Here is a 14,650-nt window from a genome sequence, read left to right on the forward strand (position 1 = left end):
GATCCGGGTTGCATAGCCGACAAAAGCATTGATAACGGTTTCTTGCGGAGGTTCATAGCCCAAACTTTTCAACCATTTAGGTGTTTTGGAAACTTTGCCACCAGCATCGACTACTAAATCTCCATACAAATTCTCTGTATGGATGTTACCAGGGTTGTGGCGATCGCGAAAACGCACCGATATGCCAGCAATCTCCGCGCGCGAGGCATTCGCCAGCAACCCCGTTACGGTGCCTCCTTCGAGGAAATGCACGTTCGTATTTTCAGCCAAGCGGTGGCAAATTTGCCAATCCAGTAAATCCCGACTGAACATAATTAAATCATTTAGATCGGGGCTAAATTGCGGGGCCCAACCCGCCGGACTAAACCACCCGATCGACTTCGGATTTAACCTAGGAGCACCAGCAGCTATCAGTTCGTTTTCCAAGTCAGGAAACACCTCTTCTAGGATGATTCTCCCCCGATTTAAAAGGATGTGAAGGTGACTGGATTGAGGAATCCCGGGGCGAGGTGCGGGTTGTTCAGGAAAAAAATCTCGTTCAACAATACTGACTCGGTCGAAGTGTTTTGCTAATACTCTAGAGGCCAACAGTCCTGCTAAACTGCCCCCAATAATAATTGCATGACTTTCTCGCTGCACTATCGAATTCCTTGAAAGCTAATTTGCCATAGCATGGGTTGATGAATTGTGAACAATTTGTCTGGGCTTCTCTGCCGACTCTTAATATCGATCGACCAAAGATTTTCCTCTGCGATTATTTTAATCCGACTTACCATTACTACCATCTATCTCGGATGCGCCACAGCGCACCTTACTCATACCTGAGAACTAACAACTTCACAACTGCCAATTTACATAGCACAAATATTCCTAAAGTGACAGCCGGCCGCAGACATATTTTTACACTTCCAACTGTAGGGGGATGCTTTAGCTCGTCAATAAGGCGATGCTTGCCATTGGGGGCATGAGTCTAAAACTATACATTGGTTAACTTGCGCCAATGAGCGCGCGCACCCACTCCTTAACGAGGAATATACTATGTATCAAAATTTGCCAATAAATCCACAACTGTATAACATCGGATTCTGGCTGGCCCAAGTGCCAGTAGAGCAGACTACTACAAACACAGCAGAAGACGCAGCACTCCTCTATTCCGGGCCACAATTTTTTATCGCCTTGATAGCTGGAGTGGTACTTGCGTGCGCTTTCCAACTCTTGCTAACAAATTTATCAGTAGCCGCTGGTCTTTCGTACATGGGACAATCCCACGACGACGGCCACCACTCGGATAGCGGCAGTTCCCCAGTCCGCCACATCGGCAGAAAAGTAGGCACTTGGACGCTAATCACCGTCACCGTCGCTTTATTTTTCGCTTGCTTGCTTGCAGTAAAGCTCAGCTTGATTAGCAGTCCCGGTTTAGGTGCGATCGTCGGTTTAGTCGTTTGGGCAGCCTATTTCTCAATGCTTGTTTGGGTGAGTTCCACCACCGTCGGTTCCTTGATCGGTTCCGTCGTCAACACCGCCACATCAGGCTTTCAAGCCATTGTCGGCACCGCAGCCTCGGCCATTGGCGCCAAAGCAGCCAGCAACCAAGTAGTGGCTACAGCCAAAGCAGCAGCAGCAGCAGTGGGCCATGAATTGGGTAGCGCGATCGACCCGACAAGCTTGCGCGAAAACGTCGAAGACTACATCCAAAGCCTAAAACCGCCAGAATTAGACATCAAAGGGATGCGTAGCGAGTTTGAAAAATTGCTTAACGATCCGCAACTAAAAACCATTGCAGCCGAAAATTTGCCGAATCTCGATCGCCAAACTCTCGTAGATTTAGTAAGTTCGCGATCGGACTTATCAAAACGCGACGTAAACCGGATTGTAGACCAACTTCAAGATGCTTGGAAACAAGTAGGAAAACAAGGGCAGCAATCAGACGGCATCGCCCAATTAGTAGACTATCTCAAATCGGCCAAATCGGGAGATTTGCTCTCAGATAAATTGGCAAGTAGGGTAGAAAAAGCTCTCAGCAATCTGAGCGGTCAAAACTCTGGACAAAGCCCGACAATGATGTCCCAAGCAACGACAATGGCAGTCAATGCTTTAATGGGAATAGTATTGGGTCGCACGGATATTTCTGACTTGGATCTTGAAAAAGTAGTCGGTCAGCTCAAAGAAGCTAAAGACAAAGTTACCCAGCAAACTGATAAAATTACCGCTCAAGTCAAAGGCGAACCCGTAACTTACAGCCCAATTCGTGCCGACGTAGAAAACTACCTACTCAACACTTATTCGTGGCAGATGAACCCCCAAGCCATCGAGCGCGAATTTCGGGACGTTCTATACGATCCTACAGCCGATCCGGGAACTGTGCGCCGCGAATTAGAAAAACTAAAACAGTCTTATTTTGCCGAAATCCTGGCTAGTAGAGGTGTTTTTACCCAAGACAAAATTAAACAAATTTCCCAGGAATTAGAAGCAATTAGACAGCGCGTTTTACAAACCGTGATCTTTGCCGAAGAGCAAGAAAAATCTCGCGATTTGCAGTGGCGGGTAGAAACTTATTTGAAGCTGACTCCGAAAGAAGAACTGACAGCAGCAGGTATCGGGAGCGATTTCAAAAAAATCTTAGAGGATTCCGATGCTAGTTACGAACAGTTGCGCGATCGGCTTTCTCCTTACACCCGCGACAGTTTTGTGCAAATTCTCCGAGGTCGCGAAAACTTCGGATTCCAGGAAGTAGAACAGATTGTTCAAGAGTTGGAAAGGACGCGAGATGTAGTTTTAGCAGATGCTAAAGGTATGCAAGAAGCAGCGCAAGTCCGACTAGACAACCAGTGGCAAAGAGTGCAAGAATACTTGAAGTCTACGGGCAAAGAAGAACTCAATCCCGAAGGCATCAAGCGCGATTTGAAAACGCTGCTGGACAACCCGGAAGCGGGAATGTGGGCGCTGAGAGCTAGAGCTTCTAAGTTCGATCGCGAAACCTTGGTAAAATTGCTATCTCAGCGGAAAGACCTCAGCGAAGACCAAGTAAATCAGCTTCTCGACAGCGCCGAAGAAAATTGGCACGGCGCGCTGCATGCGCCGCAAAAGTTGGCCGAAAAAGCTAAGGATCAGTACGACCAAACCACTACCGCCCTTGCAGATTACCTTCGCAATACTGGCAAATCAGAACTCAATCCTGAAGGGATTAAGCGGGATTTGACAAAACTCCTGGAAAATCCCAAAGAAGGAGCTTTAGCGCTGCGCGGCCGGCTGTCTCAAGTCGATCGCGATACTTTGGTAAAACTGCTTTCTCAGAGACAAGATTTGAGTGAGGAACAAGTCAATCAAATTATCGACCAAGTGCAGGAAACTCTGGGATCGATTGTGAAAGCGCCGCGCCGTTTGGCAAAACGGGTGCAAAGCCAAGTACACGATTTTCAAAGTGTTTTAGAAGATTATTTGCGTAATACGGGCAAGGATGAATTAAATCCAGAAGCCATCAAGCGCGACTTGCAACTGCTGCTGCATGACCCGAAAGTGGGCGCTTACAGTTTGGGCGAGCGCTTGTCACACATCGATCGAGCTACAGTTGTTTCTCTGCTGTCTCAGCGGCCGGATATTTCTGAAGCAGAAGCAAATCGCATTGTCGATGGAATTTTGTCGGTGCGCGATGAGTTCGCACTGCAAATTCAGAAAATACAGGAGGGTATTCAGTCGGTAATTGACGGGATTCTCGGAAAAATTCGGGATTACCTCAATTCGCTCGATCGCCCTGAACTCAACTATGAAGGCATTACGCGGGACGTGCGGAAGCTATTTGACGATCCGCAAGCCGGATTTGATGCTTTGCGCGATCGGCTGGGTCATTTCAATCGGGATACTTTAGTAGCACTAATGAGTTCTCGCGAGGACATTTCCGAAGCAGATGCCAACCGCTTGATCGACCAAATTGAAAGAAGTCGCAACAGCGTATTGCAAAGAGCAGAACGCTTGCAGCAAGAGGCCCAGCTTCGCCTCGAAAGCATCAAACTGCAAGCCGAAAAACAAGCCGAAGAAACCCGGAAAGCAGCAGAAGTTGCCTCTTGGTGGCTGTTTTTCACCGCTCTTTCTTCGGCCGCTGCTGCCGCAGGCGCCGGTGCTTTAGCCGTCATCCGATAAAAAAGACTCAAGTTGCGATCGAATTGCAGATAGTGCCTGATGTGAGTTTATACTGATATCAGGCACTACTTTTATTAAAGGATGTTATCCGGGAGTGGGAACTGGTTTATTTAATTTGTTGGTACTTTTTAAGGTTATTCGTAAATCCGCTCCTACAAGTTTATTGAGGAGAATGCAAACTGTGAGTTTATACATTTTAATTAGCAGTTTTGCTTCATTGACAATAAAAAAGTCAAAAGCATAATTTTAGATTGTCTATTTTATTGGCGGATGTAAATGAAAATTCGGCGGATATTCCTTACCTCTGCGATCGCAATTTTTTTGTCAGTTATGAACGTGGTTCAGACTTCGAGGCTGGATTGACTTCTGAGTGTATTTCACCACCCCTGCAAGGATTGCTGTAAAACAACACAAATCAAAAAAGCTCTTGGAATAAGAATCTTTTTGCAGGAAAAACTCGACGCGACAGTCCGGTCTCTCCTCAATATTTTTTAGGTACAGTAATAGTAGGGTTCTAAATCCCGCACGCCTGTTCTCTCAACCGCCTGCCTCCCTGGTTGCGCTAGTATCAAACGCGAACTCAAAAAGTTCGATCGCCCGTTTCCTTTGAAGATGCCGATCGTCAGGTTATAACTTGTAGGCCATTAGGTTGTGCATAATAGGGAACTAAAGCTGTGAAAATACTACACTGACTGTGGGGGGCAACATACCGGATACCTTGGAAATACCAAGGGCTTTGCCAAGCCAGCCCAGAAAAGTCAAAACACGCAGGCCCTGCGATCGCCAATGCTAAACAACCTACGTCTCAAACCTCTCCTGGCTAGTTGCCGAGTAGCACCGTGAGGAGGGCGACGCCATGCAACTCCGAAAAAAAACACTATTAATCATCAGTGCAGCGCTGATCAGCCTGATTGTGGTTCTCTATGCCACTGCATCAACTATTTTGCTGCATGATTTTCACAACCTGGAGGCACAGTACGTCCGCCAGGATGTCGCGCGGGCTTTGGACGCATTAGATGACGATTTGTCGAATTTAGACACCAGCGCCCAAGATTACGCCGAGTGGGACGATACTTACTCTTTCGCCATAACACCAAACAAAAATTTTGTCAAGTCAAATTTCGTCGATTCGACATTTGTTTACTTGAGACTAAACTTATTGGTGTTGCTGGACTCCAACGGTCAGACGATATTCAGCAAAGGTTTCGACCTGAAATCCAAAACCGAAATCCCAATTCCCGAAAGCTTAAAACAGCACTTGATCGAGGCGCTGCTAGACTCCTCGACAGGTTCGGGCGATCCCCCCGCCAAAACAGGCGTCCTCACCCTGCCAGAAGCCACGCTGCTGATTGCTTCAAAGCCGATATTCAACAGCAACGCCCAAGGCCCACCGCGCGGAACTCTGATCGTGGGACGCTATCTCGACAGCAGCGAAATCGGTTTGCTTTCAAAACTAACTCATCTGTCAGTAGATTTTAGATTGCCGAGTTTGGATTTTAAAGTGGGAGCCACGAACTACTCCGGGCATGGCGCCAAGGCGATGGCTCCATCTAGGCAGGATTTGGAAAATCTCAAACTCAAAATTTCCCACCTCAAATCAGTAGAAATTTTAGTGGAGCCGCTCAGCGACAGCTTAGTCGCAGGATACGCCCTGATTCGAGACATCCACGGCAACCTAGCGCTGCTGCTGCGAGTAGAGACAGATCGCATCATCTACGGCCAAGGTCAGGCTACCTTGGAGCTGTTTACCTTATCAATACTGGCAGTAGGTTTAATATTTAGCGCGATCACCCTGCTGTTGCTAGAAAAATTAGTCTTAGCGAGATTGGCTTCCTTGAGCACCAGCGTCAGCAACATCGCAGCCAACGGCGACCCAGACTTGCGGGTTCATATGGCAGGAGCAGATGAACTAGCAAGCTTGGCAGACGGCATCAACAGAATGCTAGAAGCATTGGGCAATTCTCAAGTCGAACGTAATGAAAGCGAAGACCGCTATCGGTTGATGGCCGAAAACTCAACCGACATGATCACCAGACACGACCCCAAAGGCGTATTTATTTACGTCTCGCCCGCCAGCCGGGCTTTGCTGGGATACGAACCTTCGGAACTCATCGGCCGCGTCCCCAACGATTATTTTCACCCCGACGATTTAGAAACCATTGCCAAAGCTCACTGGAAAGTCCTGGCGCTCCCAGTTACTTACACCGTTAGCTACCGCATCCGTCGAAAAGACGGCAAATATATTTGGTTTGAAACCACCGGCCGCACGATCAGCGATCCCCAAACCGGCGAAGTCCAAGAAATTATCGGCATTTCCCGCGACATCAGCGTCCGGAAGCAAACAGAACAAGAACTCCGAGAAAGTGAAGCTGCTATCAAAGCTTTGTACCAAGTGACTTCCGCTCCCCGTACAGACCCGCTCAACCACCTATCTACCTTTGATTTGCGCCTCCAAGAACTGCTGGCAATGGGATGCCGACATTTAGGACTGTCCGTGGGAATTTTGTCCTGCATTCAAGGCGATAACTATCAAATCATGGCTGTTGAGTGTCCCGACGGGTCGATCGTCAAAGACCAAATCTACGATCTGGAAAAAACTTTCTGCGTCGCTACGGCAATGGCAAAAGAACCGATTTACTTTGAGTCGGTAAGATTTTCGGGTTTTTCCTTCAACACCGACGACCGAGCCTTCCCCATCGAAGCTTACATGGGCATTCCCGTCACGGTGGGAGGTGAAGTTTACGGCACTCTGTGCTTCTTTTCTCCGACCCCTGTGACAGAACCGTTCCGAGTTGTAGACAGAGAGTTGGTGAAACTGATGGCTCAGTGGGTGGGAAGCGAACTCGAACGCCAGCAAACAGACGTAGATTTGGCAAAAGCTCGCGATCAAGCACTGGCGGCTACTAGAGCCAAAAGCGAATTTTTAGCCACCATGAGCCACGAAATTCGCACTCCGATGAATGGAGTCATCGGCATGACTGGTTTGCTGCTGGATACCCCCTTAACTCGCGAACAGCGCGATTTTGTAGAAACTATCCGCAGCAGCGGCGATGCCTTGCTGACGCTGATTAACGATATTCTAGATTTCTCAAAAATTGAGTCGGGCAAATTGGACTTGGAGGAACATCCGTTTGACATCCGCAGTTGCATTGAGGAATCTCTAGACTTGGTAGCTGCTAAGGCGGCAGAAAAAAAACTGGAAGTGGGTTACTTGATCGATCGTACTGTACCGACAACGGCGATCGGCGATAGCACCCGCTTGAGGCAAATTTTAATCAACTTGCTCAGTAACGCGGTTAAATTTACCGAAACTGGAGAAGTGGTGGTTGCGGTGACTGCCAAAAAGATTTCAGTGTCAGCGGCTAACGCTAAAGAACCGCCAGCAATTAATGGCGAATCGGTAGTAATTAACCCAGCATACGAAATACATTTTGCGGTCAAAGATACTGGTATCGGCATTCCGAGCGATCGCATGGATCGGCTATTTAAATCTTTCAGCCAGGTTGATTCTTCAACGAGCCGGCAGTACGGCGGTACCGGGTTGGGTTTGGCAATTAGCAAGCGTTTGGCCGAAATGATGGGCGGCCGGATGTGGGTGGAAAGTATGGGTAGTGTCGCGGGCAATCCTCCTGCCGATTTTAGATCATCGGCAGTTTTTGATTTGGGATGGGCAGAATCTTGCGAAATTGCCGAAAAATATGGCTATGGCAAATCTGTACTCAGCAACAAGCCGATCGGCCAAAATACGAAATCCGTTGGCTCTACTTTTTATTTTAGTACGATCGTTTCTGGCTGCAAGAATTCCTTACCAGTTAACTTGAGCAATTCTCAACCTGAATTAGCTGGCAAGCGAGTCTTAATTGTCGATGACAATGCTACCAACCGCAGAATTTTGACTCTCCAAGCTCAGTCTTGGGGAATGGTGGCTAGGGCTTCAGATTCGGCTCGTTTGGCTTTAGATTGGCTAGCTGCTAAAGAGATGTTTGACTTGGCAGTTTTGGATATGCAAATGCCGGAAATGGACGGGTTAGCTTTAGCGGCGCAAATTCGCCGGTATCCTGGTTGCGAAAGGTTGCCGTTAGTGATGCTAACTTCGATCGGCAGGCAAGAAATTCACCCCCCTGCTATGGAGATGAATTTTGCTGCTTTTTTGAATAAACCCATCAAACAATCTCAGCTTTACAATGTTTTAATCAATATTTTTGGAGAACAGACAACTGAATTTAAAGGGCAGCGCACTAGCGGGGCTTTCTTGCAAAGCATACCCGTGCTGGCTGAGGACTTACCCCTGCGGATTCTGTTGGCTGACGATCATTTGGTGAATCAGAAGGTGGCTTTGCAAATTTTACAGCGGATGGGGTATCGCGCAGATGTGGCGGGAAACGGTATCGAAGTGCTCGAAGCTTTGCGCCGCCAGCCTTATGATGTGGTGCTGATGGATGTGCAAATGCCGGAAATGGACGGACTGGAAACTACCCGCCACATCCGCGACCAATTTTCAGCAGATTTAACTGTAGAAAATCACACGGGAGAATCAGAAGTTTCGGTAACAAATGAGCAATCTCATAATCGAGACGCGACCAAAAATCACACGGGAGAATCAGAAATTTCCGCAACAGATGAGCAATCTAATAATGGAAAATCCAGAATCCAAAATCCAAAATTGACTGGCGAGGAATCTAACAACCGAAAATCGAAAATCCCACATCTAAAACCACCTAGGCCTTGGATTGTGGCGATGACGGCAAATGCGATGCAGGGCGATCGCGAAGAGTGTATGGCTGCGGGGATGGACGACTATTTGAGCAAGCCGATCGCCATTGACCAGTTGGTGCGAGCTTTGATCGCGTGTAAATCTCGATCGAACTCCGCATTCGATCGCCTGCAGCCGATTGTTTGTTTGGATGCCCCGGCGGAACAGATCGAAGGAACGAGTGAATTAGAAGTGCGATCGAATGTCGCTGTTGCAGGAAATCCACAACTGACAATTCCCAATTCGCCGGCAGTCGTCGATCGCGGTGAATCAAATCTCGATCGGGCTTTGTCACAGAGCCACGATTCCCTGAGTGCAAACATTATAGAGGGACTGCGAGAAGTGGAAGCTTTGGACGAGGCGATCGAGATTTACCTCGAAACAGCTCCCGAACTGCTGCGAGGCATCTCTATAGCTCTTTCCAACGCCGATCCGCTGGCTTTGCGGCGATCGGCTCACTCTTTGAAGTCGATTAGCGGTACTCTCGGTGCTTTTCGCTTGTTTGAGCTGTGCGAGGAACTCGAAATCATGGGCCGCATCGGAACGAATGCTAACCAGCCTTTACCTGATCCGGCCTGCGCGCTTTTAGAACAGGTTGAGGCCGAGTATCAAAGAGTCGAAACGGCGTTGAAAATTGAAATGCAGTCTGTTGATTGTTAGCGGTTAGATCCTGTCAGATTGATTTCTCATAAATTCACGTTTGCTCCGGGTAAGGCGGTCCATCTCAAGCAACAGTAGACAATCGAAAGTTATCTCACCCACCCGAAGGAGGGGACTATTAACTATTAACTTACTTTTTAGTTACCAAAACCCAATCGTCCGCTGTTTTGACAATCTCAGCATTCTGCAAACCTAAATGTTTTAAAACGGGTTTTTCTAACAGAAAATAAGGTTGAGGAAGAGATTGCCATTTCTTTTTGAGCGTCGGCGCATCGGCGACAATAACTTGGCGTTGACTATAAAAATTCAGCGATGGACGGCCCAAGCGGTGAGAAGTAAACACCTGTTGACCTGCGGGAGTTCCTGTGCGGACAATTTCGGCGATCGGCTTAACAGGATAATCCTCCGCCAGTTCCCAAACCCAGTTATCTGAAGCCACCAATACCAATAGCGTCAGGTAAGTTCCCCAAATTAAAACTAATATAAACTGCCGATCTTTGCGGTGCAGCAACACTGCCCCCATTGTCATTGTCAAACCTACAAACATCAGCATTAACTGCAAATCTCGATCGGGAGGCACAATGTATTTCCCAATTTGCACTAAGCCACTGAAGTAAATGCAGCCGACAACACCAACTACAGCCAGCACTGCCAAAATCGCGGGATGAGGCAACAAAGAAATAGCATCAAAATGTTCTTCTGCTTCCTCTTTGATCGGCTCTGGCGGCAGCCACAGTTGCTCCCAAACTTCAGCGAGATAACTGCCAACGGCAAGAGCAAAAGCTGGATAAATTGGCAAAATATACCACGGCAATTTAGTAGTCATCACAGAAATAGCCAGCAGATATACTCCAGTCCAAACCAATACTAATTTTGGTCCTGGAAAATTGCGATTTTCCCAACTCAAACGGAGCCCTTGTAGCCAAAATAACTGCCACGGCCAAGCTAATTTTAATATTTCTAAAAGATAATACCAAGGCGGGCCTCTGTGACTGCTCACAGGTTCCGAAATGCGCCGGAAAGATTCGTTAACTAAATTAGCGTGGATGAAATATTGGCCGTAGTGCAGCCATTGGGCAAAATACCAAGCAGCTACTGGCAATGTTCCGATCGCCAATCCGCCCCAAAGATACCCAGAAGTGAGGAGTCGCGGGGTATCCCAAACCAAAAAAATACAGCCAACAGCAGCCAGCAGCAGCCCCAACATCACGCCCTTAGTCAGGCAAATGAGTCCGAACCCAATCCCCGCCCCCAAAGCGTAGCGCAAGTCGCGGCGCGATCGTAGCAAACACCACATCGCCCCCAGCAAGAAACACAAAACTGCTCCATCCAACATCGCCAAACGTCCATGCCGCACCACCGGTAACAGCGTCAGATAAACAAGGGCAGAAAAAATGGCGATCGAACGCGGAGGAAACAACTCCCTGCCAATGGCGTAAAGCAAGGGCACTGAAGCCGCCGTCAGCATCGCCGGTACCAACCTCGCCGTCAATTCGCTGACACCGCCTGCTGCAAAACACAGCCCGATTAGCCAGTGTACCAGCGGCGGTTTGTTGAAATAAGGCATAGAGTCGATCGTCGGATACAGCCAATTTAAGTTACCGCGCCAAATTTCGCGACTTACCTGCGCCGCAATGCCTTCATCCCAATCCCGCAACGCCACGCCGCCCAGATTCAGCCCGAAAATCAGCACTGCAGCCAACAGAAAAGCCAGCATCCACAGTTTGTCTGTAAAGCTGTCATTCCAGCGATTTTTCGGTTTGCGGCCCAGGAAGGGAAAGATTTCTGACATAAGTTAAGAGAGTTTTGAGCGTCCCAAACTGAGGGTAAACTTAGACAGCAGTTATTTGCGACTATGAAAATACCATGAACTTGCCTGTAATTATAGATATTATCATTGGCTTAGTCTTTATCTACCTGACTTTAAGCTTGCTAGCTTCGGAAATTCAGGAACTGATTACTACTGTTTGGCAGTGGCGGGCGGAACATTTAAAGAAGTCGATCGAAGTGCTGATTTCTGGCGGCAGCGAAGGGGCGAAAGATCCCCTGCAATTTAAGCGAGTCGGACAGTTGGCCCATTCGATTTACGCCAATCCGATGATCAAAGATTTGAATCAGGGAGCGAAAGGGCTTTTGTCAGAGGGATTCCGCTCTGTTACGCACCGCATGGGGGATTTGTACCACGGAGTTACGGGTACTAAAAATGTTTTTGGCAATAAATCCTCCAGTGGGCCTTCTTATATTCCAGCCGAGTGTTTTTCGGCTACCCTTTTGGAGACTTTAAAGGTTTCTAGTTTGCTCAGCTCTATCTCTAAAACCCGATTGGAAAGATTTAAACATTTACAATTAGCACAAATTCAACAAATTGGAGAAAATCTGAGTTTGCCGGATGCTACTAAACCGATTATTGAGCAAGAATTTAGGTGGCTGACTGCGGAGTTAAATCGAGTTGTTGAAGATTATCAAAACAATTTAGCAAGTTTGAGTAACAGCTTAGATCGGATGTCGGAAAAGCTAGGATTTTATATTAAAGATTCTCAGGTTTATCTACCAGAAACCGAGCTGGCAGGGAGAGAATTTCAGAGGCAGATGGCATTTGTAAAGGCTCGTTTTGACAGCAAAATTGAGCGGGTGGCGCTGCTAGGGCAACTACAACCGAGTTTAAGCAATCTGTTAAATACTGTTAAAAAAAGTCAAGATTCGGTAGGAGAAATTATGGAGATCCAAGAGGAGAGTCCGATTTATCAACAAATTCAAGAAACATTGGACAGTATGCCAGAATCTTTGAAACGCAGCCTTTATCTTTTAGCGCAGCGCGCTGAAAAAGGTGGCGGAGATACTCAAGAGCAGTTGCAGCGGTTTCAGAAAGAAATTGAAATTTGGTTTGACCAATCGATGGAGCGTGCTTCTGGTGTTTACAAGCGGAATGCTAGAGGGGTAGCGATTTTGCTCGGAACTACGATCGCTGTCGCTGCTAATGCTGATACCATTCATATTATTAATCGGTTGTCGAAAGATTCGATGTTGCGAGCGACTGTTAATTTGTACGCTGAGCAGTTGGTGGCAAACAATGCTAAGACTAAATCAAATAATTCAACCAGTCTGGAACAAGTTCAAGAAGATGTCGGTCGAGCTTTGGATAATAATGTACCTCTGCCTTTGGGATGGAGCGAACAGAATTGGTTGTCAAAAAAAGATAAGCAGGAGAAATTGTGGCCGGCTTTGATGGAAAAATTGTTTGGTTGGATATTGAGCGGTGTAGCTATTTCTATGGGGGCTGGTTTTTGGTTTGAGGCGCTCAACCAGATTATTAATATTCGCAATGCAGGGAAAAAACCCCCATCTTCCCCAGAATCTTGAGCGGTGCAGTTGCCAGGCCAATCTACTAAGTGTCATACCCTTTTAGATTTTAGATTTTAGCTGGGGGAATGACTGAAGACTATCGAGGTTTGAAGCACGGGCTGAGAGGTGGGTTCTTTTGTGAAAGTGGTATCACGGATAGGATATCGGATCGCTCGGTAATTTCGCGTTTGCCGGAAGTAAGGGAAAACACGCAGAATATAAATTCCGTGCGATCGCGGATGGCAGTGCTGCAGAAATAGGGGAAACTGATAGATAGGTTAAATAAGAATGGGCGAAATAAACAAGGTCGCTGGCAGTTTCAGAAGCTCTGACTCCAAGGCTGTATCTACCGCTAAACCAACTTTTGGAGGACGGAATATGTTGACTTCTTTAAGGGAAACGACTCCCGCCTTGGAATACGCAAATTCCCCATCCAACAGCTTTGTATTCAAGGACTCCAGCATCAATGAAGGTGGATATTTTGTTTCCAAAATTTTGGCTGGGGAATCTGACTGCATCAAGAAAAATACCTCGGCACTTCCAAAATATGCCTCTATCCTTAGAGAGATTGACAAAGTTGGTTCGACTTCTGACGGCCGCTCGAATCAACTGCAATTAGGCTTTGTTATCCTCAGTCCAGATTACCTGGCACCATACGAAAGTCAAGTGTCAAAATCCCCTAGTTCTCTCACTCAAAACAGCGAACTTGGTTCGTGTTATGCCGATCGACATTGTGATACACTCAACAACGGCGGTGGGTGCGATCGACTGTTTGCTAATTAAGGAGAGTGATTTAATGCAGGGTATGGAACTTACCGAGAGCGAGTGGGCCGAATGCAATTGTAATTAGTGACGCAGGCGCGATCGAAATCAACGATTAGATCGGACTCAATCTTCAATCATATCAATTCGCGCTGAATAATTTGAATCACCTTTGTAGTGAGGTGGGCAGTTCTCACAGTGTCCGTACTAGCCGATAAGTCAATTCATTCCCAGCGATTGGTTCCCACTTAATATCAGACCGTTTTGACTGTTAGTAAATACGACCAAACTTCTTGGGAATTAGTAGTTGGGTGTATGGCAAACCTAGCAGCTTCAAGCCATATAGAATTCTTCAAAATCTACATAATTCAGTTTTCCCTTGGATGAAATACAGCTAGGGAAAGTTTAGTGGATTGTGCCTATACAGAAAAATTCACATTTAAATAAAAACTACTAAATATAAGAAGAGGTATTCGGGGGTGAATTACCTCTTCTGTTTCCGCATCTCTCAACTCAGGCTACTATTCGCAAAATAAGGTCAAAAAAAGAATTGATAATAGAACCTATATTTATTTCAATATTCCCGATTAATCTTGCGATCTACTCCCATAGGTAGAGGCTCCAATTCCCCTTTTGGCCAAGAGAGAACAGGCAAATGCCGAGCCAAATAAATCAATAAAAATATTTTAAAAAGTACACAATGTTTCAATTTGGTGTTAATATATAATCAAATAAGCCTGATGAGATAGCTCCGGGGTGTATCTACTAATAATGCCCTTAATGGAGTCTCCAACATGAGTTCTACATTCGCTCAAGTTAACTCACAATCTTCTTTTGAAAAACGGCCAGTGCGCTCCTTAGTCTTCATTGACTCCGGCGTGGAAGATTACGAGTCAATTACAGCGGGAGTGCTGCCGGGACAGCAGGTAGTAATACTCGATCGCACCAAAAACGGCATCGAACAAATCACCTCGGAAATTGAAAAATACGCCTCTA

Annotated in this window: 9 protein-coding genes; 7 read left to right on the forward strand and 2 right to left on the reverse strand. The window is 46.8% G+C overall.

Annotated elements, in window-relative coordinates; translation table 11 throughout:
* Nucleotides 1–639 (reverse strand): NAD(P)/FAD-dependent oxidoreductase (locus tag QUA38_RS20660; RefSeq protein WP_445305081.1); only part of this gene is annotated, 639 nt, incomplete at its 3' end.
* Nucleotides 640–1,038: 399 nt separating this feature from the next.
* Between QUA38_RS20660 and QUA38_RS20665 the strand changes: the two genes are divergently transcribed.
* The 3 genes from QUA38_RS20665 to QUA38_RS20675 all read left to right on the forward strand — a co-directional run bounded on the left by QUA38_RS20665 (nt 1,039) and on the right by QUA38_RS20675 (nt 9,550).
* Nucleotides 1,039–4,137 (forward strand): MFS transporter, encoded by a 3,099-nt coding sequence (locus QUA38_RS20665; protein WP_333165011.1) that lies wholly within the window; start codon nt 1,039–1,041, stop codon nt 4,135–4,137.
* Nucleotides 4,138–4,388: 251 nt separating this feature from the next.
* Nucleotides 4,389–4,541 carry a hypothetical protein gene (locus QUA38_RS20670; protein ID WP_333165014.1) on the forward strand — a complete coding sequence of 51 codons (153 nt, stop codon included), beginning with the start codon at nt 4,389–4,391 and terminating at the stop codon, nt 4,539–4,541.
* Between the two features lie 452 nt (nt 4,542–4,993).
* Nucleotides 4,994–9,550, forward strand: a complete 4,557-nt coding sequence (locus tag QUA38_RS20675) for a response regulator (protein WP_333165019.1) — start codon at nt 4,994–4,996, stop codon at nt 9,548–9,550.
* 130 nt (nt 9,551–9,680) lie between these two features.
* Here the strand turns inward: QUA38_RS20675 and QUA38_RS20680 are convergent, their stop codons facing one another.
* Entirely contained in the window at nt 9,681–11,342 is a 1,662-nt protein-coding gene (locus tag QUA38_RS20680) for a glycosyltransferase family 39 protein (protein ID WP_333165022.1), read from the reverse strand.
* Nucleotides 11,343–11,416: 74 nt separating this feature from the next.
* Between QUA38_RS20680 and QUA38_RS20685 the strand changes: the two genes are divergently transcribed.
* From QUA38_RS20685 to QUA38_RS20700, 4 genes are all read left to right on the forward strand, one after another.
* Entirely contained in the window at nt 11,417–12,910 is a 1,494-nt protein-coding gene (locus QUA38_RS20685) for a hypothetical protein (RefSeq protein ID WP_333165025.1), read from the forward strand.
* A gap of 68 nt (nt 12,911–12,978) precedes the next feature.
* Nucleotides 12,979–13,152, forward strand: a complete 174-nt coding sequence (locus tag QUA38_RS20690) for a hypothetical protein (protein WP_333165028.1) — start codon at nt 12,979–12,981, stop codon at nt 13,150–13,152.
* Between the two features lie 118 nt (nt 13,153–13,270).
* Nucleotides 13,271–13,675 (forward strand): hypothetical protein, encoded by a 405-nt coding sequence (locus QUA38_RS20695; protein WP_333165030.1) that lies wholly within the window; start codon nt 13,271–13,273, stop codon nt 13,673–13,675.
* Between the two features lie 773 nt (nt 13,676–14,448).
* On the forward strand, nt 14,449–14,650 hold a 202-nt coding region (locus QUA38_RS20700), incomplete at its 3' end, for a DUF4347 domain-containing protein (RefSeq protein WP_333165033.1).

Origin of the sequence: Microcoleus sp. Pol12B4 (genome assembly GCF_036701385.1) — a bacterium.
Lineage (GTDB): Bacteria > Cyanobacteriota > Cyanobacteriia > Cyanobacteriales > Microcoleaceae > Microcoleus.

Excerpts from the sequence above, each read along its gene's own strand:
- QUA38_RS20665 (WP_333165011.1), top strand. The coding sequence starts at position 1,039 with ATGTATCAAAATTTGCCAATAAATCCACAACTGTATAACATCGGATTC.
- QUA38_RS20675 (WP_333165019.1), top strand. The coding sequence starts at position 4,994 with ATGCAACTCCGAAAAAAAACACTATTAATCATCAGTGCAGCGCTGATC.
- QUA38_RS20680 (WP_333165022.1), bottom strand. The coding sequence starts at position 11,342 with ATGTCAGAAATCTTTCCCTTCCTGGGCCGCAAACCGAAAAATCGCTGG.
- QUA38_RS20685 (WP_333165025.1), top strand. The coding sequence starts at position 11,417 with ATGAACTTGCCTGTAATTATAGATATTATCATTGGCTTAGTCTTTATC.
- QUA38_RS20690 (WP_333165028.1), top strand. The coding sequence starts at position 12,979 with ATGACTGAAGACTATCGAGGTTTGAAGCACGGGCTGAGAGGTGGGTTC.
- QUA38_RS20695 (WP_333165030.1), top strand. The coding sequence starts at position 13,271 with ATGTTGACTTCTTTAAGGGAAACGACTCCCGCCTTGGAATACGCAAAT.